Source organism: Verrucosispora sp. NA02020, assembly GCF_013364215.1.
Classification (GTDB): domain Bacteria; phylum Actinomycetota; class Actinomycetes; order Mycobacteriales; family Micromonosporaceae; genus Micromonospora.
In genome coordinates this window covers 6710601-6732376 of the sequence record NZ_CP054923.1, presented here as the reverse complement: position 1 = coordinate 6732376, position 21776 = coordinate 6710601, and the positions used below count along the sequence as shown (strand labels likewise).

Annotated in this window: 17 protein-coding genes and 1 tRNA gene; 10 read left to right on the top strand and 8 right to left on the bottom strand. The window is 72.2% G+C overall.

Annotation, left to right across the window (positions count from 1 at the left end):
* Positions 1 to 12 precede the first annotated feature (12 nt).
* Positions 13 to 2433: a hypothetical protein gene (locus HUT12_RS30090; protein WP_176095391.1), complete on the bottom strand. Its 2421-nt coding sequence runs from the start codon at positions 2431 to 2433 to the stop codon at positions 13 to 15.
* A 167-nt stretch (positions 2434 to 2600) separates the two neighbouring features.
* Between HUT12_RS30090 and HUT12_RS30085 the strand changes: the two genes are divergently transcribed.
* Positions 2601 to 4010: a class II fumarate hydratase gene (locus tag HUT12_RS30085; RefSeq protein ID WP_176095390.1), complete on the top strand. Its 1410-nt coding sequence runs from the start codon at positions 2601 to 2603 to the stop codon at positions 4008 to 4010.
* Between the two features lie 435 nt (positions 4011 to 4445).
* Here the strand turns inward: HUT12_RS30085 and HUT12_RS30080 are convergent, their stop codons facing one another.
* The gene (locus HUT12_RS30080) at positions 4446 to 4991 is read right to left on the bottom strand and encodes a CGNR zinc finger domain-containing protein (protein WP_176095389.1); all 546 of its coding nucleotides are present in this window, start codon (positions 4989 to 4991) and stop codon (positions 4446 to 4448) included.
* Positions 4992 to 5075: 84 nt separating this feature from the next.
* On the opposite strand from HUT12_RS30080, the gene HUT12_RS30075 reads away from it, so the two are divergent.
* From HUT12_RS30075 to HUT12_RS30065, 3 genes are read left to right on the top strand one after another with little or no spacing between them, the layout of a single operon-like run.
* Entirely contained in the window at positions 5076 to 6035 is a 960-nt protein-coding gene (locus tag HUT12_RS30075; protein ID WP_176095388.1) for a DMT family transporter, read from the top strand.
* A 13-nt stretch (positions 6036 to 6048) separates the two neighbouring features.
* On the top strand, positions 6049 to 6789 hold the full coding sequence (locus HUT12_RS30070; RefSeq protein WP_176095387.1) for an HAD family hydrolase: 741 nt from the start codon (positions 6049 to 6051) through the stop codon (positions 6787 to 6789).
* A gap of 35 nt (positions 6790 to 6824) precedes the next feature.
* On the top strand, positions 6825 to 8501 hold the full coding sequence (locus HUT12_RS30065) for a S8 family serine peptidase (RefSeq protein WP_176095386.1): 1677 nt from the start codon (positions 6825 to 6827) through the stop codon (positions 8499 to 8501).
* Positions 8502 to 8584: 83 nt separating this feature from the next.
* Here the strand turns inward: HUT12_RS30065 and HUT12_RS30060 are convergent, their stop codons facing one another.
* Entirely contained in the window at positions 8585 to 9445 is an 861-nt protein-coding gene (locus HUT12_RS30060) for a hypothetical protein (RefSeq protein WP_131051632.1), read from the bottom strand.
* A gap of 116 nt (positions 9446 to 9561) precedes the next feature.
* Positions 9562 to 10242: an IclR family transcriptional regulator gene (locus tag HUT12_RS30055; RefSeq protein ID WP_236145580.1), complete on the bottom strand. Its 681-nt coding sequence runs from the start codon at positions 10240 to 10242 to the stop codon at positions 9562 to 9564.
* 63 nt (positions 10243 to 10305) lie between these two features.
* On the opposite strand from HUT12_RS30055, the gene cysS reads away from it, so the two are divergent.
* Entirely contained in the window at positions 10306 to 11721 is a 1416-nt protein-coding gene (cysS, locus tag HUT12_RS30050; RefSeq protein ID WP_176095385.1) for a cysteine--tRNA ligase, read from the top strand.
* A complete protein-coding gene (gene rlmB, locus HUT12_RS30045) occupies positions 11721 to 12842 on the top strand; it encodes a 23S rRNA (guanosine(2251)-2'-O)-methyltransferase RlmB (RefSeq protein ID WP_131051630.1) in 1122 nt (373 codons plus the stop codon). Before cysS ends, rlmB begins: the two co-directional genes overlap by 1 nt.
* A gap of 76 nt (positions 12843 to 12918) precedes the next feature.
* Here the strand turns inward: rlmB and HUT12_RS30040 are convergent, their stop codons facing one another.
* On the bottom strand, positions 12919 to 14010 hold the full coding sequence (locus HUT12_RS30040; protein WP_131051629.1) for an ABC transporter ATP-binding protein: 1092 nt from the start codon (positions 14008 to 14010) through the stop codon (positions 12919 to 12921).
* Positions 14011 to 14334: 324 nt separating this feature from the next.
* Here HUT12_RS30040 and HUT12_RS30035 point away from each other — a divergent pair.
* The 3 genes from HUT12_RS30035 to HUT12_RS30025 all read left to right on the top strand — a co-directional run bounded on the left by HUT12_RS30035 (position 14335) and on the right by HUT12_RS30025 (position 17043).
* Positions 14335 to 14411 (top strand) — tRNA-Thr (locus HUT12_RS30035).
* 110 nt (positions 14412 to 14521) lie between these two features.
* The gene (locus tag HUT12_RS30030) at positions 14522 to 15358 is read left to right on the top strand and encodes a hypothetical protein (RefSeq protein WP_131051628.1); all 837 of its coding nucleotides are present in this window, start codon (positions 14522 to 14524) and stop codon (positions 15356 to 15358) included.
* Positions 15355 to 17043, top strand: coding sequence for a hypothetical protein (locus HUT12_RS30025; RefSeq protein WP_176095384.1), 1689 nt, complete (start codon positions 15355 to 15357; stop codon positions 17041 to 17043). Before HUT12_RS30030 ends, HUT12_RS30025 begins: the two co-directional genes overlap by 4 nt.
* A gap of 142 nt (positions 17044 to 17185) precedes the next feature.
* Here the strand turns inward: HUT12_RS30025 and HUT12_RS30020 are convergent, their stop codons facing one another.
* Both HUT12_RS30020 and HUT12_RS30015 read right to left on the bottom strand, forming a co-directional pair.
* A complete protein-coding gene (locus HUT12_RS30020) occupies positions 17186 to 18292 on the bottom strand; it encodes a glycosyltransferase (protein WP_176095383.1) in 1107 nt (368 codons plus the stop codon).
* Entirely contained in the window at positions 18279 to 19286 is a 1008-nt protein-coding gene (locus tag HUT12_RS30015; protein WP_176095382.1) for a glycosyltransferase family 2 protein, read from the bottom strand. The genes HUT12_RS30020 and HUT12_RS30015 overlap by 14 nt, the downstream gene beginning before the upstream one ends.
* 177 nt (positions 19287 to 19463) lie before the next feature.
* Here HUT12_RS30015 and HUT12_RS30010 point away from each other — a divergent pair, with 177 nt between their 5' ends.
* The gene (locus HUT12_RS30010; protein WP_254876995.1) at positions 19464 to 20231 is read left to right on the top strand and encodes an enoyl-CoA hydratase/isomerase family protein; all 768 of its coding nucleotides are present in this window, start codon (positions 19464 to 19466) and stop codon (positions 20229 to 20231) included.
* An 18-nt stretch (positions 20232 to 20249) separates the two neighbouring features.
* Here HUT12_RS30010 and HUT12_RS30005 read toward each other — a convergent pair whose 3' ends face one another.
* Positions 20250 to 21776: an FAD-dependent oxidoreductase gene (locus tag HUT12_RS30005; protein WP_176095380.1), complete on the bottom strand. Its 1527-nt coding sequence runs from the start codon at positions 21774 to 21776 to the stop codon at positions 20250 to 20252.

The window sequence follows — 21776 nt, the reverse complement described above, 5'->3', positions numbered from 1 at the left end:
TCGTTGCGGAGGTCAGCTCTGGCTGCGCACGTAGAAGTAGTAGTAGTCCTCGCCGGACGTGATGCCCGACGCGGTCCTGCTCGACACGAACAGGTAGTTGCCGCCGTCGTACTGCGGGGTCAGCGTGATCGTGGCCGTGCCGTCGGCTCCCGCAGCGACCGTCCGCTCCTCCCCGTTGTACCGGTAGACGAACTCGGTGCTGCCCGGCATCTGCGCGGTCAGCGTGAACTGACCTGGAACGTTCGGGGCACCGCCGCCGGTGGGCGGATAGTCCGCGCTGGTGACCGTCGGCGTCAACGAGTTGAGGGCGAAGGCGTACTCGACCTGGTCCGAGACCAGCGATCCCGACGTGGCGCGTACGGTCAGCCGCACCCAGCCGGAACGATCGGTGGGGTAGGACTGCGGCGTCCAGTCGACCTTGGCCACTCCGTCGGCGCCCGCCGTGACCGTCCGCTCCTCCTCGCCCTCGAAGGTGTAGACGTAACCGGTCACCCCTTCACGGGCCGGGCGGAAGGTGAACTCACCGGTGACCCCCGGCCCGCCGCTCGCCTGGTATTCGGGATAGTCCGCCGACTCGATCGTCGGTGCCCACGAGGTCGCCTGGAAGTACGCCGAGGCGGTCCCGGAGACGGTGCCGTCGGCGGTCCGACTGTAGACCTCCATCCAGTGGAACCCGCCGAAGGTGGAGGTGAAGGTCACGCTCGCCGTGCCGTCCGCCTCGGCCATGACCGTCCGTTCCGGCCCGCCGGCCACCGACCAGACGTACTCGGTCACGCCGGGCATGCCAGGGCGGAAGACGAACGTGCCGGCGGTGCCGACGAAGGCGCCCTCGCCGCCGCCGATGGGGTACTGCTCGGACGAGACGGTGGGCTCAGTCGCTAGATAGAACTCCAACCGCGCCTCGCCGCTGGGAAGTCCACCGGAGGTCCGACTGGTCACGGTGACCCGGTTCATGCCGGACTTGCGGGGGGTGATCGTCACCGTGGCAGTGCCGTTCGCGCTGGCGGGCACGGTGGCCGGCTCGCCGTCGTTGAGCCGGTAGGTGTACTCGACTACGTCATCCATGCCGGGCGTGAACGTCAGCTCGCGGGGCTCGCCGATCGCGCCGTCCGGGTTCCCGTCGGTTACCTGAGGTGCGGTGTCGCGCACCGTGAACTCATACCTCATCTGCGCCGAGCGGTTGCCGGTCCGGTCCGCGGCCTGCACGTACAGCTGGTTGAAGCGGCTGTGCGTCGGCGTGTGGCTGATGGTGGCCGTCCCCGACCCGTCGGCGGCCACATAGTGGATCGGACTGCTCTCGCCGTAGTAGAAGCCGGCGATGTCGTCCGCGCCTGGCGCGGAGAAGTGGAAGGTGCCGGGGATACCCGGACCGCCGTGACCTGGCTGGCCCCAGCCGGACGGGTAGTCGGTGGAGGCGACCGTGGGGGCCGGTGGGCGTACCGTGTCGACGGTGAACCGGCACTCCGGCGACCAGTCGGAACTGGCGTGCTGGTCGGCGGCGCGCACCGAGAAGGCGTACGTGCCGCCGTTGACCATCCCACCCGCCGGCACCGTGTAGAAGAAGCGGCTCGGCGCGGAGATGCGGTAGGACGTCCACTCGGTGCGCTCGGTGGGCCGATCGACGGGCCACCAGGCGAAGGTCGCGGTCACCGGATCTCCGGCGAACCCGTCTACCGCGTCCGGGTCGGTGACTTGGGCGCTGAGCACCGGCTCGGTGGTGCCGATCCGGCGGCCGTCCGCGCAGGCCAGGCCAGCGACCATCCGCGCGCTGGGCACGTCGGGTGCGGCGTTGGCCTCGATCGAGATGCCCAGCGGCGTGATCCACCGGCTGAGGCGCTTGTTCTTCTCGTGGTTCCCGGCGATCCGAGCCATCAGGGTGAGGCTGTCCTGACCGCCGGCTAGTGCCTGGCGCAGCGTCTCGGTGAGATCGAGTTCGAGGCGACTGGCCGGGCAGGCGGGGGAGTTGTAGACGTCACCACCCCGCTCGTGCACCTGCGGCGCGGTCTGCCAGGTGGGCGGCGTCGACGGCGTGTCGGTACGCCAGATCTCGATCTTGCGAGGCTGGCCGCAGTCGGTCACCGACGATTCGCCGACGACTCCGTACGCGTTGATGATCTCCTTGCCCTGATAGCGCGTGAGATCGAAGGTGAAGTACGCCCGCGAGGTGTGCTTGCCTCCGTCGGACGTCCAGGTGCCGACCGGCACCTTGTCGGTGGTGCCCACCGGAAATGCGACGGATGGCTGCTTGAGGTCGGTGTGACTGATGCTCGTCGGGCGTTCGAACCTGGTCACCCCGGCGGTCGCCGGCGCGCTGGTGACGAGCACGGCGACCGGTACGGTCAGCAGGGCGACCGCGCCCGTGATGAGGAATCGACGCGGTGTACGCCGTCGGCGCGCGGCACGCACGCCGGTGTTGCCCCCGTTGTCCTGCAAGGCGTGAACCCTTCGATGAGAGTGGCAGACCTCGAAGATCTTAAAAGAATCGTTGTCTTGGCCGCGCCGCACTTTCGGGTGGAACGGTGCCTCCCGGCCGGTTGCTGTTCGATCTCAGGTCGAGCGGCTGGGGCGATCATCTGCACGTCCCCGCCCGGCGGGGCAGGATGGAACGCGTGACGACTCCAGAGACGACGGGCTACCGGATCGAACGCGACTCGATGGGCGAGGTGGAGGTGCCCGCCGAGGCGCTCTGGCGGGCCCAGACGCAGCGGGCGGTGCAGAACTTCCCGATCTCGGGCCGGGGGATCGAGCCGGCGCAGATCCGGGCACTCGCGCAGATCAAGGGCGCGGCGGCCGAGGTCAACGGGGATCTGGGCGTGATCGACGCGAACGTGGCCGCCGCGATCGCCGCAGCCGCCGCGCACGTGGCCGACGGCGGGTACGACGACCAGTTCCCGGTCGACGTGTTCCAGACCGGCTCCGGCACGTCGTCCAACATGAACACCAACGAGGTGATCGCCACGCTGGCCGGGCGGGAACTGGGCAACGCCGTCCATCCCAACGACGACGTCAACGCCTCGCAGTCCAGCAACGACGTCTTCCCCTCCTCGATCCACCTGGCGGCCACCGAGGCCGTCGTACGGGACCTGCTACCGGCACTCGACCACCTGGCCGCCGCGCTGGAGGCGAAGGCGTCGGAGTTCGAGACCGTGGTCAAGGCCGGGCGTACCCACCTGATGGACGCCACGCCGGTGACCCTCGGGCAGGAGTTCGGCGGGTACGCCGCCCAGATCCGCTACGGCCTGGAGCGGGTGGAGGGCGTGCTGCCCCGGCTGGCCGAGCTGCCGCTGGGTGGTACGGCGGTGGGCACCGGCATCAACACGCCGCTCGGGTTCGCCGCCCGCGTGATCGACAAGCTGCGTGACTCGACCGGGCTGCCGCTGAGCGAGGCGCGGAACCACTTCGAGGCGCAGGGCGCCCGCGACGCCCTGGTGGAGACCTCGGGCCAGTTGCGGACCGTCGCGGTGGGGCTTTACAAGATCGCCAACGACATCCGCTGGATGGGCTCCGGTCCGCGCGCCGGCCTGCGCGAACTGCGCATCCCCGACCTCCAGCCGGGCTCGTCGATCATGCCGGGCAAGGTCAACCCGGTGGTCTGTGAGGCGGTCCGGCAGGTCTGCGCGCAGGTGATCGGTAACGACGCCACGGTGGCCTTCGCCGGCTCGCAGGGCGACTTCGAACTGAACGTCATGCTGCCGGTGATGGGCCGCAACCTCCTGGAGTCGATCCGGTTGATCGCCGCGTCGAGCCGCCTGCTCGCCGACCGCTGCGTGGTCGGCCTGGTCGCGGACGCCGAGGTCTGTCTGTCGTACGCCGAGGGCTCGCCGTCGATCGTCACCCCGCTCAACCGCCACCTCGGGTACGACGAGGCCGCCTCGATCGCCAAGGAGGCGCTGGAGAAGCAGGTCTCCATCCGGGAGGTGGTGGTCTCTCGTGGCCACGTCGAGTCCGGCAAACTCAGCGAAACCCAGTTGGACGAGGCGCTCGACCTGCTCCGGATGACCCACCCCTGAGGCCCCGCGAGGGACGGTTCTGCGGGGGTGCGGCGGGCCGCTGATTGCGGCGGATGCTGCGGAGCCAGGTCGCGCGGGCGGGCCAGGACACGGCACGGGTGTCCTGTCGAGCTGAGTCGGATATGCCATCGCCCCCGGCAGTGGGACCGCCCGGCCGGGGGAGCGGGCGGAGGGCGAGGCATGCTGTCCCGTCGGCTCCGTGTGCCTCGGGACGCCATGAACATGCTCGATCCAGGATCGAGTGGTCATCGCGGACGGCCGATGCCACTCGATCCTGGATCGAGCGTGACCTTGGCGGAGACACCGACCCCGCGTGGCCTTGGGGCAGGACCTCGACCCTGAGCGTGGCCTTGGTGGCTAGACCTTGACTCCGAGCTCAGCAGGACGGGGCGACGGGCAGCTTGGCGCGGTGGGCAGGACGGGGCGACGGGCAGGTCAGGTGCGGGCGGCGGCCTTGCGGGCGCGGTAGGCGCTGACGGCGGCCCGGTTGCCGCAACCCGCCTCGCAGAACCGGCGGGACCGGTTCTTCGAGAGGTCGACCAGTACGTTGTCGCAGGCGGGGTGGTCGCAGGTCCGCAGTCGGCGCAGCTCGCCGCCCCGGACCACGTCGGCGATCGCCATCGCCGCCTCGACCGCCATCCGGGTGGCCAGTGGGGCGTCGCGGGGGACGGCGTGCAGATGGTACGGCTCGTCGTCGTGCGTGATGAGCTGCGGCAGCGCGCGATGCTCGCGGAGCAGCCCGTTGACGATCTCGACGATCTCGTCGATGTCGGCGGACCAGAATCGTCGCAGCCGGGGGCGCAGGGCGCGTACCGCGCGGAGCTCGGCCTCGCTGTGCTCGTGCCGGCCGCTGTAGGAGTGGGTGACGTAGAACGCGTCCAGCGCGGCGACGTCGGGCAGCTTGTCGCCGTCCCGCCCGTCGGTGTTGACCAGCGCGGCGGCGGCGGTGAGCGAACATTCGGTGTCATGGGCGAAAAGCAACTTGACTCCTGTCGTGGCCCCGCTTTAGCGTCATCGGTGTAAGCCTAGTTTGCCCATGGCGGGCGACCGTGCCAAGGAGAGTCGATGCGTCATTCCCCCGTCGCGGGGGCCGGGCTCGCCCTGGCCCTGCTCTCCGCGGTCACGTTCGCCACCTCGGGCACCTTCGCCCGTTCGTTGATCAATGATGGCTGGTCCGCCGAGGCGGTCGTCGTCGCCCGGGTCGGCATCGCGGCTCTGGTGCTGGCCGGGCCGGCTCTGCTGGTGCTGCGGGGCCGGTGGGCGGTGCTGCGCCGCAACATCGCCTCGATCGGTGTCTTCGGGCTGCTCGGGGTGGCGCTCGCCCAGGTGTGCTTCTTCAACGCGGTCCGTTACCTGCCGGTCGGGGTCGCGCTGCTGCTGGAGTACCTCGGCATCATCCTCGTGGTCGGTTGGACCTGGCTGATCCAGGGGCAGCGCCCCCGCCGGCTGACCGTGGCCGGCTCGGCGGCTGCCCTCGCCGGCCTCTTCTTCGTGCTCGATCTCACCGGAGCCGGGCGGCTCGACCCGATCGGGGTGCTCTGGGGGTTGGGCGCGGCGGTCGGGCTGGCCGGCTACTTCGTACTGGCCGGCCGGGTCGACGCCGCACTGCCGTCGGTGGTCATGGCCAGTGGCGGGATGGCCGTCGGTGCCGGCGCACTGCTGCTGCTCGGCCTGCTCGGCGCGCTACCACTGCGGGCCGACTTCGGCACGGTCGAGTTCGCCGGGCGGGAGACGAGCTGGCTGGTGCCGATCGTCGGCCTCGCGCTGGTGGCGGCGGTGGTCGCATATCTGGCCGGGATCGCTGCGGCCCGCGTCCTCGGTGCCCGGATGGCCTCCTTCGTCGGGCTCACCGAGGTGATGTTCGCGGTGCTGATCGCCTGGCTGGTGCTGGGTGAGCTGCCGACGGTCGTGCAACTGCTCGGCGGGGCGTTGATCGTCGCCGGGGTGGCCCTGGTCCGCCTCGACGAACTGCGCGCACCCGTCATCCCCGACCAGGCGAAGGCGGCGGAGCCCGCCCTGACATGACACCCTTTTCGGCATGCTGAGCACGGTGGTGTTCGACGCCGACGAGACTCTGCTGGATCTGCGTCCGGCCGTCGCCGGCGGGTTGGTGACCGTACTCGACGAGATGCGGCGACTGACCCCGGCGGCGGCCGAGGTGTCGCTCGCCGACCTGGAGTCGGACTGGGACGCCGTCTTCGGTGATCTGGCCTCGGCGCCGGTGACGGAGATCCGTCGGGCGGCACTGGCCCGTTCGTTGGCCCGTGCGGACCTCGGCGGCCACCTGGACGAGTTGGCCGGGGTCTTCTTCGCCCGCCGCTTCGCGCTCACCCGGCCCTTCCCCGACGTGCTGCCCGCGCTCACCGCACTGCGGGCGCGGTGGGCGCTCGGCTTCGCGACGAACGGCAACAGCCGCGCGGAACGCTGCGGCCTGGCCGGTGAGTTCTCCTTCGAGGTGTACGCACACGAGGACGGCCTGCCCAAGAAGCCGGCGCCCGAGTTCTACGAAGCGGTGTGCGCAGCTGCCGGGGTGCCGCCGTCGCAGGTGGTGCACGTCGGGGACAACCCGGCGTTCGACGTGGTCGGGGCGCAGCGGGCCGGTCTGCGGGCGATCTGGCTGAACCGACGGGGCGACTCGCTCCCGGCCGGTGTGCTGCCGGACGCGACAGTGTCCTCGCTCGCGGAGTTGCCTGCCGTCCTGGTCGGCCTTTCCGGCGAAGCGGATCTTCCTCCGCGTAAGCGACGCCGGTCTGGCGAAACGTCATGCGTTGATGTCTGATGACGCCACGTCCCTCAAAGAGAGGATTCGATGTGGTGAGCAAGCGCTTCACCGTCGGTGTCGTCGCGACCGCGGCGGCACTGGCACTCACGGTGACGGGTTTGGGCGTGCCGGCCAGCGCCGAGCCGACGACCGTCCGAACGTTCACCGTGGTCGCGGAGGACGGGTTCTCCGCCGACGCGGCCCTCGCCGCGATCCGGTCGGCCGGCGGGACCGTGGTGTCCCGCACCGACGAGGTCGGCGTGTTCCAGGTGACCAGTGACCGGGCCGACTTCGCGACGAAGGCGACGGCCGCCGCTGCTCTGATCGGCGCCGCCGAGCAGAAGGCGATCGGCCGCAAGCCCAAGCTGGACCGGGTCGAGCAGGAACACCTGCTGGCCGTGGCCGCCGCGAAGGGGACCGGTAAGCAGCGGGGCAAGAAGCTGGACCCACTCGACGACAAGCTCTGGGGCCTGGAGATGATCCGGGCCGACAAGGCGCGCAAGATCGAGCCGGGCGACCGTCGGGTGACCGTCGGTGTGCTGGACACCGGCGTCGACGCCGCCCACCCGGACATCGCGCCCAACTTCAACTGGGCCCTGTCGCGCAACTTCGCCCCGGACATCCCCGAGATCGACGGGGAGTGCGAGGTGGCGAGCTGCCTCGACCCGGCCGGCACCGACGACGGCGGGCACGGTACGCACGTCGCCGGCACCATCGGTGCCGCCGCCAACGGCTTCGGCCTCTCCGGCGTCGCCCCGAAGGTCTCCCTGGTCAACCTCAAGGGCGGCCAGGACTCCGGGTACTTCTTCCTGAACCCGGTGGTCAACGCGCTGCTGCACGCCGGCCGGTCGGGCCTGGACGTGGTGAACATGTCGTTCTACGTCGACCCGTGGCTCTATAACTGCACCGCCAACCCGGCCGACTCCCCGGAGGCGCAGGCGGCGCAGCGGGCCACCATCCGCGCCATGAAGCGGGCCCTGACCTATGCCCACAACCGGGGCGTGACCCTGGTCGGCGCGCTCGGCAACAACCACGAGGACCTGGGCGACCCCCGGACCGACGTGTCCAGCCCGAACTACGGTGACGTCGCGCCGTACCCCCGGGAGATCGACAACGACAGCTGCTGGGACCTGCCCGCCGAGGGGCCGCACGTGATCAGCGTGTCCTCGGTCGGCCCGTCCGGCAAGAAGGCCGACTACTCCAACTACGGCACCGAGCAGACGGCGGTGGCCGCACCGGGTGGATGGTTCCGCGACGGGTTCGGCACCGACACGTTCCGCACCGACGCCAACATGATCCTCTCCACCTACCCGAAGAAGGTGCTCCAGGAGGAGGGGACGGTCGACGAGGCCGGCAACGTGGTGCCGGGCGCCGAGACCTTCGTGTTCAAGGAGTGCAAGGCCAACGGGCAGTGCGGCTACTACACGTACCTCCAGGGCACCTCGATGGCCGCTCCGCACGCCTCCGGCGTGGCCGCGCTCATCGTGAGCAGGTTCGGCAAGCCGCAGGGCCGGGGCGGCTTCGGCCTGGCTCCGAAGCTGGTCGAGAAGCACCTGCTCCGCACCGCCACCGAGCGGGCCTGCCCCGAACCTCGGTTGCAGACCTACACCGACGAGGGCCGGCCGGCCGAGTTCGACGCGTACTGCGACGGTTCGGTGAACTTCAACGGCTTCTACGGCCACGGCATCATCGACGCGTACGCGGCGGTGACCGCCCCGCTGCGCCGGTGACCGGGTAGGACACCCGCCCTCGACGGGCGAACACACGGCCCGGCCGGGTTGCCCCCGGCCGGGCCGTCCCCCGTTCTGCTCCGTCACCGGCGGTCACCGTCGAGAAGCGCGCTGCCGATCTCGCGAGCGACCCCGGGGAGGTCCTGGTGCAGGCGCCGGCCGGTCACATGTCGCACCAGCCAGCCCGCACCGACCAGTGGATAGAGCCGCTGACCGTCGAACTCCACCGCCACGCGCTGCTCCGGCCAGGCCAGGCCGGGCCGCAGCACCACGCCGCCGGGCAGGGGCACCGGATGGTGGGCGACCGGGCGGGGCAGACCGGCCAACACCAGCCCGACCCGCAGCCGCGACTCGTCGGGGGACTGCGCGGCCGGGTCGGCCAGATCGAACACCCAGCGCGCCCGGCGTCCGCCGGGACGGTCGTCGTTCACGGCCGCCACCTCGTCCAACGCCGCCCGGGTGGTCAGCCCCCGGCCCAGCAGCGCGTCCACGATGCCGACCGAGCGGCTCGGCTCCAACCACACCGCGCTCTCCCAGGCGGCGCGGGCGGTGTCGGTGTGCGGGGGGACGCCCTTGATCGTCAACCCGGCCAGCGACTGCGGGGGCTCGGTGTGCACCTGGAGCCCACGCTGACTGCGCAGCCCGGCCCGGGGTGGCACCAGGACGTGGACGGCCTGGTCGAAGTCGGCGGCGTGCCCGATGCCGTGCAGGTAGGCCGCGGAGGGCCCGGCGACGGCCGCCCCGGCGGGCAGTTGCAGGGCCGCTGCGCGGCAGGCCAGGGTGTGGTCGCGGTCGAGCCGCGCGTCGGCGTAGACGTCGTGCCGCAGTCGGACCCAGGCGGAGTTGCGGAGTTGGTGGGCGGTGAGCAGACCTCGGCGGACGACGTCCGACCCGCGGAAGACCTGCCACGCCAGGGCGTCCGGTGGCTGTGTGCGAACTGGCATGACAGCAGCCTGCGGTCCGGCTCACCGACCGGGCGACCCCTGTGGACAACCGCGACGACGACCGGGACCACCGCCTGCGGACAACGCTCACCGAGTGCGCGTGATGTGGTATGCGGTCAGCTCAGCGCGGTGGCGATCGCGGTGGCGGCGGCGAGCACCTGCGCACCGACCGCCTCGGCATCCAGTGGAGCCAGCGCGACGACCCCCACGCTCGCCTCCAGACCGGGCACCCCGAGCACCGGCGCGGCCACCCCGTACGCGCCGGGTTGCAGCTCACCGGCGGTGCTCACCGGGCCGACGGCGCCGGTCCGCCCGGCGAGGATGGCCTGCCCGGCGGCACCCCGCTCCAGCGGGTGCCGGGCCCCGGTCCGGTACGCGACGTGGAACGACGTCCAACTCGGCTCGACCACCGCCAGCGCCACCCCCTCGCCGCCCTCCACCACGGTCAGGTGGGCGGTGGCCCCGGCCTGCTCGGCCAGGCGACGCAGCGCGGGCAGCGCCCCCTCGGCGAGCAGCGGTTGGGCCCGCCGGGCCAGGTGCAGCACGCCGGCACCGAGGCGGAGTCGACCTGCGGCGTCCCGGCGCAGCATCCCGTGCCCGGCCAGCGGGCCGACCAGACGGTAGACGGCCGCCCGACCGATGCCCAGCCGGGTCGCCGCCTCGGTGACCGTCAGCCCGCCCGACGCCTCCGCGACCAGGTGCAGCAGCCGCAGACCCCGGTCCAACGTCTGCGACGTCTCGCCACCGGGTACGGCGGGTGACGGCGGATCGATGTCGGGTGTCGCTGCGGAGTCCACGAGCAGCAGCGTACGACCCGGCTCCGGCGGACCCGGAAAACGACGGACGGCTACCCTTGTACGGTGACGCTACGCCTGTATGACACCGCCACCCGATCGGTGCGGGACTTCGTCCCGCGGGAAGCCGGCAAGGTGGGGGTCTACCTGTGTGGTCTCACCCTCCAGGCACCGCCGCACATCGGCCATCTCCGTTCCGGCGTCAACTACGACGTGTTACGGCGTTGGCTGCTGGCCGCCGGTTTCGAGGTCACCTTCGTCCGCAACCTGACCGACATCGACGACAAGATCCTGGTCAAGGCGCAGGAGCAGGCGCAGCCGTTCTGGTCGATCGCGTACGCCAACGAGTTGAAGCTCGGCGAGGCGTACCGGGCGTTGAACGTGCTGCCGCCGACCTACGAACCGCGCGCCACCGGGCACATCCCGGAGATGCACCAGCTCATCGCGGAGTTGATCGACCGGGGGCACGCGTACCCGGCCACCGACGACTCCGGGGACGTCTACTTCGACGTGCGGTCCTGGTCGGCGTACGGCGCGTTGTCCAACCAGTCGCCGGACGACATGCTCTCCGCCTGCGAGGGCCCGGAACGCGGCAAGCGGGACCCGCGTGACTTCGCACTCTGGAAGGGTGCGAAACCGGACGAGCCGACCGACGCCTACTGGTCGTCGCCGTGGGGACGGGGACGTCCCGGCTGGCACATCGAGTGCTCGGCGATGTGCTGGCGCTACCTCGGCGCCGAGTTCGACATCCACGGCGGCGGGCTGGACCTGATCTTCCCGCACCACGAGAACGAGCTGGCCCAGTCGCAGGCCGCCGACCTGCCGTTCGCCCGGTACTGGGTGCACCACGGCCTGCTCGGCATCGGCGGGACCAAGATGGGCAAGTCGCTGGGCAACACCCTCGACCTCGCCTACGTCGCCTCGCTCGGGGTACGCCCGGTCGAGCTGCGCTACTACTACGTGGCCGCGCACTACCGCTCCCGGATCGACTACTCCGAGGACGCGTTGCGGGAGGCTGCGGTCGCGTACCGGCGGATCGAGGGCTTCGTCCAGCGGGCCGTCGAACGGGTCGGGGTCGGCCAGGTCGGCGAGGTGCCGGCGGCGTTCGCGGCGGCGATGGACGACGACCTCAACACCTCGGCCGCGCTGGCCGTGCTGCACGACGTGCTGCGCGACGGCAACTCCGCGTTGGCGTGCGCGGACGATGTGACCGTCCGCACGACGCTCGCCGACGTCCGGGCCATGCTGGATATCCTCGGCGTCGACCCGCTCGACCCGGCGTGGGCGGGCGGCGCCCGGGCGAGCGACCTCCGTGGTGTGGTGGACTCCCTGGTCGCCCTGGCACTCGAACAGCGCGCACAGGCCCGGGTCCGCAAGGACTGGGCCGCCGCCGACGCGCTGCGGGATCAACTCAAGCGAGCCGGTGTGGTGGTCGAGGACACCCCGCAGGGCCCGCGTTGGACAATTGGAGAACATGACTGATGGCCGGCAATTCGCAACGCCGTGGCCGGCGGATGACGTCGAAGGCGGGGGCCCCGAAGGGCTCCGGCGGCAAGAACCGGGACTCCCTCGCCGGGCGTGGCCGGACCCTGCCGGCCGACGAACGTCCCTGGCACAAGGGTTACTCGGGCACCGAGAAGCTGCCCCAGCGCACCGCCTGGAAGCAGGAGAAGGAGCGTCGGGCGGCGGCCGAGGAGGGGCGCGCCCCCAAGATCGGCCAGCCCGGCAGCAAGGACACCACCTGGGGTCGTGGCGGCGGTCGGGGCACCCCTGCGGCCAAACCGGCCCGGGGTAAGCAGCCCGCCGGGCGTGGCGGCCCCCGGGTCGCGCCGGGCCGCAAGTCGAACCCGGCGAAGGACACGCCGGAGCTGCTGGTCGGGCGCAACCCGGTGCTGGAGGCGCTGCGCGCCCAGGTGCCGGCCACCGCGCTCTACACCGCGCAGGGCATCGACGTCGACGACCGGATGAAGGAGATCGTCCGGACGGCGGCCGACCGGGGCATCGCGATCCTTGAGGTCAGCCGCGCCGAGCTGGACCGGATGACCGGGGGCGTGCTGCACCAGGGCGTCGGCCTCCAGGTGCCGCCGTTCGCGTACCAGCCGTTCGAGGACCTGGTCGCGGCGGCGGTGGAGCAGGCGGCGCCGCTGCTGGTGGCGCTGGACGGCGTCACCGACCCGCGCAACCTCGGCGCGGTGATCCGCTCGGCCGCCGCGTTCGGCGCGCAGGGTGTGTTCGTACCCGAGCGGCGGGCTGCCGGGATCACCGCGACCGCCTGGCGGACCAGTGCCGGCGCGGCGGCCCGGGTGCCGGTGGCGCAGGTCACCAACCTGACCCGTTCGCTGAAGGCGTGCCAGGACGCCGGTTTCCTGGTCGTCGGCCTGGACGCCGACGGTGAGACGGACCTCTACGACCTGGAGGCCGCCGTCGGCCCGCTGGTCGTGGTGGTCGGCTCGGAGGGGCGCGGGCTGTCCCGGTTGGTCGGGCAGACCTGTGACCTGACGGTGAGCATCCCGATGATCTCCGAGGTGGAGTCGCTCAACGCGAGCGTCGCCGCCGCGGTGACGCTCGCCGAGGTGGCGCGTCGCCGCGCCGTCGAGCTCTGACCCCGTCACGAGCCACGAGGAGTACGCGGAAGGGGCGGCCCGCCGATCGGCGGGCCGCCCCTTCGCGGTTGCTACGTCAGATCCGCTTGCCGTTGGTGGCGTGGAAGACGTGGCTGCGGCCGGTACGCGGCTTCACGAAGATCGTGTCGCCCATGTTCGGGCTGTGCTGCCGGTCGGTCCGCACCACGAAGCGCTCGGAGGAGCCGTCCAGGGCGGCGTGCCCGTAGACGTTGGCGTCCGAACCGAGGTCCTCGACCAGCTCGACGACGACCGGCATGCCGCCCTCGGTCGGGCTGACGATGTCGCAGTCCTCCGGGCGGAAGCCCACGGTGACCTTGCCGTCGCCACCCTCGGCGCGGGCCGCCTCGGCCTGCTCGCGGGTCAGCGGGACGAACAGCTCGGCGAACGCCGCGCCCTGCTCGGTGAGCGGCACAGTCTTGATGTTCATCGCGGGCGAGCCCATGAAGCCGGCGACGAAGACGTTGGCCGGGGTGTCGTAGAGCGCACGCGGGGTGTCCACCTGCTGGAGCACACCGTCGAGCATGACCGCCACCCGGTGACCCATGGTCATGGCCTCGACCTGGTCGTGCGTCACGTAGACGGTGGTGACGCCGAGCTTGGCCTGCAGCGAGGCGATCTGGGTACGGGTCTGCACCCGGAGCTTGGCGTCGAGGTTCGACAGCGGCTCGTCCATGAGGAAGACCTGGGGCTCCCGGACGATGGCCCGGCCCATCGCGACCCGCTGGCGCTGACCACCGGAGAGCGCCTTGGGCTTACGGCTGAGGTACTCCTCCAGCTGGAGCAGCGCCGCCGCCTCCTTGACCCGACGGTCGATCTCGGCCTTGGAGGTCTTGCGCAGCTTGAGCGCGAACGCCATGTTCTCGTACACCGTCATGTGCGGGTACAGGGCGTAGTTCTGGAAGACCATCGCGATGTCGCGGGCCTTCGGGGGGAGGTGCGTGACGTCCCGGTCGTCGATGTAGATCGCGCCGTCGTCGACGTCCTCCAGGCCGGCGAGCATGCGCAGGCTGGTGGACTTACCACAACCGGAGGGGCCGACCAGGACGAGGAACTCCCCGTCGCCGATCTGGAGGTCGAGCTGGTTGACCGCGGGGCGTTCGGTGCCCGGGTAGATCCGGGACGCCTTCGCGTACGTGACCGTAGCCATGAGGGGGTGCGCTTCCTTTCACCGGCAGGAACGTGCCGGACGATCCGAGTGAAGGAGCGACCGGCACAGGAGACCCGTACCGGCGCGACGGACGACGTGAGGCGAACCCCGGTGTCGTCCGTGTCACTGCACGGTAAACGGCTTTCGCCGCAATGCCAAGGTTCGGGACGATGCATGGGACTGAGAGCATTCGCATTCCGGTCACTCGGGCACGGTCGGACACGAATCGACGCCTGCGGGTCGGGATGTTGACGTTTCCCGTGCTCGGGACCCCTGCCGAGCGGGAAAAGCAGACGTCGGTCGCTATGCTGACCGGGAAACAACGCCCCTGTAGCTCAGCTGGCCAGAGCACCCGCCTTGTAAGCGGGATGTCGCCGGTTCGATCCCGGCCGGGGGCTCCATCCGTATCGCGCACGGAACACCGGGCGACACCTCGTCGTGGCCGGGCGTTCAGGCGGGCTGGTTACCGTCCGCCTGAACGCCCCCGCCACCACCAGGGACACCCACCGCCGTGCACCACGCGAACCACTACTACGGGCACTCCCACGTGCTGTCCCGCTACTGCGGACTCGACGACCGGGAGCCGCCCCGCGTACCCGGTTACCTGCAACACGGCTGGAACATCGGCGACGGGATGGCTCCCGACCACGAGTTCGTACCCGGGGTGCCGTTGTTCCTCTGGTCCGAGCGGACGCGTCGACGCGCCTGGTCCCTCGGGCACCGGCGGACGTACGTGGTCGGCGCGCCCTTCGCGTACCTGGCCGCCCTGACGCCCGAGGAGCCGTCCCGGCGGGAGGGCACCATCTGGTACCCCTTCCACGGCTGGGAGGGACAGCGGATCCTCGGCGACCACGGCCGGCTGGTCGACGAGATCCGGGCCGTGGAGCCGGGCCCGGTGACGGTCTGCCTCTACTGGCAGGAGCACCGGTCGAAGCGGGTCCGCACGTACTACGAGCGGGCCGGGTTCCGGGTCGTCTGCCACGGCTACCGGGGTGGCCGGTGGACCGACCTCGACCCGGAGTTCCTCGGCCGGCAGCTCACCGAACTGCGCCGGCACCGGCGGGTCGCCTCCAACCGGCTGTGCAGCGCGATCCTCTACGGCGTCCTGGCCGGCTGCGAGCCCGCCGTGTACGGCGACCCGATGGAACTGGCCGGGGAGACTCCCGTCTGGGGCGGCCAGCCACGCATCCGTCGCCAGTGGGCCGACCTGCACGGCTCCCGGGTCGAGGTGACCGTCGCCCGCGAACTGGCCGACGCCGAGCTGGGTGCCGACCGCCTGCTCACCCCCGCCGAGATGCGCCACCTGTTCCGCTGGCCGCACCCTGCCGTCGTACCGGCTCCGGTATGACCTCCGGAAGCCCGCGCCTGCTCGGCGGCGAGATGCTCGCCTGGTCGGACCTCGACGGATCGCGTGGCCCCGGCCCGGTGGGCGGTCCGACGTTGACCGGGCTGCTGACCGCCGTCGGCGGACGCACCCTGGTGGTCGGCCCGCACCACCCCGACCTGCTCGACGCGGTGCCGTCGCCCGACCTGACGATCCTGGTACGCGGGCTGCCGGACGCCGAGACACTGACCACCCGGTACGCCGATCGGCCGGAAGTCCAGGTGTACTGCGGCAGCCCCGAGAAGCTGCCCGCCTCGCCGCAGTACGACACCCTGGTCGCCCTGGACGGCCTGGGTCGGCTCACCTCGGTCGAAGGGTCGGATCTGAGCTGGACGGACCTGTTCGACCTGCTGGTGTCGATGCTGCGCCCCACCGGTCGACTGCTGCTCGGAGCGGAGAACCTCCTCGGGCTGCACCGGCTGCCGTGGCCGCCGCCGGAACGCACCGACTCCGACTGGACCGCGCCGGAGGAGTACGACCACACCCGCCCTGGCGGCCTGCCCCGGCTGCGGGACCGGCTGGCCGCGTCCGGTCTGTGGACCGTCGGCACCTGGGCCACGTTCCCCGGCCCGCGTACGCCGACCGCCCTGCTCGGTACCAACCTGCTGGCCGACACCGACCTGACCGGCTTTCTCCAGGCAGCCCTGAGCGCGACCGATCCGGGACCTTCCGTGCCTCCGCCCGCCGACCTGGGCCCGCTCGCCGAACTGGGCCGATCCGTGCCGCCGCTCGCCGATCCGGCGCGGTTGGCCGTGGTGGCGCTCCGGCACGGGGGCGCCACGGAGCTGGCCCCCGGCTGGGTGGTGCTGGCCGAGCGACTCTCCGGCACCAACACCACTCCGGAACGGCATGACGACTCGGACGAGGGCGCCGATCCGGTCGGGAGTCGACCGCCGACGGCGGTGCTGAGCTGGGGCGGCCGGCGGGGGCGAGAGGTCCACCGTGGTCCGGCTGGCGGATGGCGGTACGCCGACGGGGCGGTGGTGCCGTCGGGGCGTACCGCCGAGGATCTGGTGCTTGCCGCGACGGCGCGGCGGGAGGTGCCCGCGCTGCGTGCGCTGTTGACGGCCTGGCAGGCCGGTCCGCTCGCGGACGTGCCGGCGGACCAGGTGGTGGTCCCACCGCACGGTGCCTGGCACGCCGTGACGGCGGCCGAGCCGACCGAGGTGGTCCGGCGGGCGTACGCCGAGGCGACGGGCCGCACCGAGTCCCCGACCGGGCCGGTGGAGGGGGAGTCGCGGGAGGTCGGGTCGGACGTGGTGTTGCGCCGGTTGGCGTCCCGGATGACCGATGCCGGGCTGGCGTACCTCTGGCCGGCCGGTGAGCTGGCGTCCACTCTGGCCACCCTGGCGGGGCGGGATCCGGTGCCGTTCGCCGACGACCGTGCGCAGGCGGTCGCAGGGGGGTGGCGGGAACTGCTCGTCGACCGGGACGATCTGGCCCGGGAGGTGGCCGAGGCCCGCGCCCTGGCGCAGTGGTACGAGCGGACGCTGACCGAGCGGGACCGCGAGTTGACCCGGTTGCGGCGGATCGTCTCGCTGGTGAGTGGCACCCCGACCGCCCGTGCCGGCCGAATCCTGCTGGCCGGTGCCCGCACCGCCCGTCGTACCGCCCGCACCGCCCTCCACCACCTCCGCCACCCCACCTGACCCCACCCCACCCGCCCCGCGCCGCCCGGATTCCGGCGATCATGGAGTGGTGGTGAGTGCAAAGAGGGCTCAAAGGTGCGTATCGCCTACCACCACTCCATGATCGCCGAGGGAAGAGGGGGGCGGGGGCGGGGCGACGAGGTCAGCGGAGGGCGGCGTAGAGGGATTCCAGGGTGCGGGTTTGGCGGTGGAGGTCGAAGCGGGTGGCGGCGTGACGGTGAGCCTGGTCACCGAGACGGTGGCGTAGGCGTGTGTCGGTGAGGAGCCGACGGAGGTTGGCGGCGAGAGCGGGTGGATCGGCCTCGGGTCCGAGCAGGCCGTTCACCTCGTGCGTGACCGCTTCGGGGATGCCACTGTGGTGCGTCGACACCACCGGTACGCCCAGACTCGCCGCCTCCAGGATCGTGGTGGGCAGCCCCTCGGTGTCGCCGTCGGCGGCGGTACGGGACGGGGCGGCGAGCACCCGGGATCCGGCGATGTGTCGCATCACCTCGTCCGGTGGCAGTGCCCCGGCGAAGGTGGCGTCCACTCCCGACCGTTCGGCCTGGGCGCGTACGTGGGCGTGCAGTGGACCGGTGCCGATGAGCAGTACCCGGGGGCGCAGATCGTCGAGCAGGCTCACGGCCTCGACGAGGTCGTCCACGCCCTTCTTCTCGACGAAGCGGCCGACGAAGACGACGTCCCAGTTCTTGGGGCCGGTGGGCGGCTCGGCCGGTACGGGTACGCCGGTGTGGTGGACACGTACCTTGGTCGGGTCCGCGCCCAGCTCCAGCGCCCGGTCGCGGATCGGGCCGGAGACGGCCAGGATCACCGCGGCCCGGTCGAAGGCGGTCCGGAGGTGACGTCGGTGGCGGGTGCCCCGCCAACCCGGGGTGGACGGCTGTCGGGTGACGTCCAGCCCGTGCAGGGTGATCACCAGCGGGATGCCGAGCCGGGTCGCGGTGCGGCTGACCAGCCAGCCGTCTCCGCCGAAGTGGGCGTGGACCACGTCGGGCCGGAGCCGGGCCAGCATCCGGTGCAGGCGGGGCAGCTCGCCGGTCAGCCGGAGCCGCAGCCAGTCCCGGCGGCCACGGGGGGTGTCCGGGCAGAGCAGGACGTCGGTGTCCCGGCTCAACGGCGAGTCGACCCGGACCGCACCCAGGTGGACCGCGCGCCAGGTGGGCAGCGCGTCTGCCTGGTGGCGGACGAACGTCTCCGACCCGGGCAGCAGGCAACTCCGCCAGACCACCACGACCCTATCGCCGGACATCGGCTCCGGGCTCCGCCGCCACCGGGCCCGAGGTGGGAGGCGGGGCAGGGACGGGGCGTACGGGTCGACGGCCGAGGATGCGATCGCGTACCCGGTGGCGCAGGGACGGTGGGATCAGCCAGATCTGCGCGAACGTGAGGTAGTCGACCGGCCCCGGGTCGCCGTGCCGGTGTGCCTCGGCCAGCAGCAGGCGGAAGACCCGGAGACTGCGGGTGGGCGCGGCCATCGAGCTGATGATGCTCATCGTGATCGCCGCGTACGCGCGCGGGGTGATCAGCGGCCGGATGCCGCGCAGCCAGGCGAGTTGCGCCTCCCACGGCGAGCTGAGGCTGATCCGGGGACGGTCCTCGTCCTGGTGCCACAGCACCAGCGGTTCGGCGGCGAAGACCAGTGCGACGTCGGGGTGGCCGGTGGCGCGGACGGTCCAGTCGAGTTCCTGCTGCCGGCGTAGGCCGACGGTGAACGGGACCCGGCGCAGCAACTCGGTCGGTGCCATGATCGTCGAGGTCTGGATGAAGCCGTCACCGTGGAACAGGCCCCGGCGCACGGTCAGGTACTCGCTGATCGGCTCGCCCGGCTCGGGGAGGCGGCGGGGCAGCACGAACTCCGCCCGGGGCGTCTTGTTGATCAGACGGCTGGCCACGACCGGGCTGGGCACGCGGGTGCGTCGGGCCAGGTCGAGCTGGACGGCGAGCTTGGTGGGCAGCCATTCGTCGTCATCGTCGAGCAGTGCCGTCCACGGCGCGCGGGCCTCGCGTACGCCGGTGTTGCGGGCGTTCGGCGCGCCGCCCCGGCCGGGCAGCTCCACCACGCGTACCCGGGGGTCGCCGATCTCGGCGAGGGCCGCGCCGGTGGCGGCGTCCGGTCCGTCGACGACCACGATGACCTCGATGTCGGTCACGGTCTGGGCGAGGACGCTGCGGACCGCGCGGGTCACCAACGCGGGCCGGGCGAAGGTCGGCACGACCACGCTGACCTGGGGTGTGGAAACCATGCTCACCTGCTCGCTCGGGCCGGGTGGGAGGTGCGCGCAGGACGACGCTGTCAGGCGTGGGCGGCCCGCCGGTGAATGCCGGGCAGCTACCAGGCGTACACCTCGGGTCACCGGACGGCCGGCGGACCCGGCGGCGGTGCGGGTTACCCTCAGGCCGTCGGCAGGAGGGGGTGGACGGTGGCGGACGCGGAACTCGTGGTCGAGGTGACCGGCCCGGTGGCCACGGTGGTGATCCGCAACCCGGGTCGCCGCAACGCGATGACGACGGCGATGTGGCGGCAGCTGCCGGTGCTGCTCGACGGCCTGGAGGCCGATCCGGCGGTACGCGTCCTGGTGCTCACCGGCGCGGACGGCGCCTTCTGCGCCGGTGCCGATCTGGGTGACCTCGACGAGGTGCTGGACCCCGGTGACGGCAACGTGGTGGACGTGGCGGAGCAACGGCTGGCCGACGTCGCCAAGCCGACCGTCGCCGCGGTGCGGGGTGCCTGCGTCGGCGGCGGCTGCCTGCTCGCCGTCGCCTGTGACCTGCGGCTGGCCGCCGACGACGCGCGGTTCGGCGTACCGCCTGCGCGGCTCGGCCTGGTCTATCCGGCGCCGGCCACCCGACGGCTGACCCGGCTGGTCGGCCCGTCGACGGCCAAACACCTGCTCTTCACCGGTGAGCTGGTCGACGCCGGCCGGGCGCTGCGGACCGGCCTGGTGGACGAGGTGCTGCCCGGCGACGGTCTGGCCGCCCGGGTCGACGCACTCACCGCGACGATCGCCGAGCGTTCACAGCTCAGCGTCGCCGCCGCCAAGGAGATCGTGGACGGTCGGGCCGACGCGGACCGCGTCGCCTGGTGGCACGGGCAGGCGCGGGACAGCGGCGAGGCTCGGGAGGGCGTCGCGGCCTTCCACGAACGGCGTCCGGCCCGGTTCGGCTGGACCCCGCCGACCACCGGCTGACCTGCTCGCCCCGACGGTTCAGGGACGGGCGAGCAGACCTCGGGGGCGTACCGAGTGGATCGGCTCGGCCGCGCCCCCCTCGGCCCGCAGGATGTGGTTGGCGGCCAGGATGCCGGTGGCCGCGGACCGTTCCATCAGCGCGCTGGGGAAGTCGGTGCGGATGCCGTCGCCGGCCAGGTAGAGCCCGGCGGCCTCGGTGCGTACCCCGGGCCGGCCGGGATGACTGCCGGGGGTGAAGGCGGGGGCCTTGGCCTCGACCCGGGCACGCCGCTCGCGGACCCGCAGCCGGTGCGCCTCCGGCCAGAGCGCGCCCAGCTCGGCCCACATCCGGTCGGCCACCTCGTCGGCGGGCACGTCCGGATCGCAGGCGTACGCGTGCAGCTCGATCACCGAGCCGCCGGTCTGCGCGGCCCAGCGTCGCGGCTCCTCCTCCAACCGGTGGTACAGCGTCACCGAGTCCAGGGTGGCCTGCCGGGACACCCCGTTGAAGGTCGCCCGACCCGGGGCCACGTCCCCGTCGCACCAGTGCCTCGCCACCGCGTACGGCGGGCCGGGCCGACCGTACGCGGGCATCGCCGCCGCCAGCGTCGGTGCCTCCTCGGCCAGTGCCGGTGCGGCGGCGACCAGGTCGGCCAGGGCCGGCGGGTCGAGGGCCAGCACCACGTGCCGGGCCGGGTACGAGCCGTCGGTGGTGCGTACCCGCCAGCCGGTGCCCTCACGGTCCAGCGCGGTCGCCGCGACACCGGTGCGGACGCGACCGCCGTGGCGCTCCACGTACCGGGTCAGCGGCTGCCAGATCGCGGTGGCGTAGTCCTCGTCCGGGCAGTCGAAGGCCAGCCCCTCGGGGTTGCCGAGCAGATAGAAGTGGAACTGCGCGATCATCTCGGCGGCCGACATCTGCGCCTCGTGGTTGAAGAACGAGTGCGAGAAGACCTCGAAGAGCATGGCCCGGGCGCGGTCCGGCAGCCGCAGCGAGGTGAGCAGTTCGTCGGCGGTGCGGTGGTCGAACTCGGCGTAGGTGCGCTCCGGGTGGAAGGTCAGCAGCGGCAGGGCGGCGTCGCGGTCCATCGTGCGCAGGTCACGCAGCCGCAGGCTGGGGCTGCGGGCGAGCAGGGTGAGCAGGTTGGCCGGCGGGGCGGGTGGCAACCGTCCGAACTCCTCGGTCGGCCACTGCGCGCTGAGCACCGGGTAACCGGGCATCGGGCGCAGGAACCGCAGCGTCGGATCGACCCGACGCAGGATGTTGCGCCAGTTGTAGTACTGCCGGAAGAAGGCGTGGAAGCCGTGTTCGTCGACCTGCGGGGTGCCGTCGGCGAGCGCGTCGGGCCAGGCGCCGAGCCGGCCGCCGAGCGTCGGCGCGGCCTCCAGCACCGTCACCTCGACACCGCGTTCGGCGAGCACCACCGCCGCCGACATGCCGGCGATGCCGCCACCGACCACGACCGCCTGCACGGGACGCGGCACCCGGGTCGCGCCACCGCCGCCCGGGTCCACCTGGTGCGGCCGTACGCCGATGAGCCGACCGAACACCTGAGACAGCTTCAC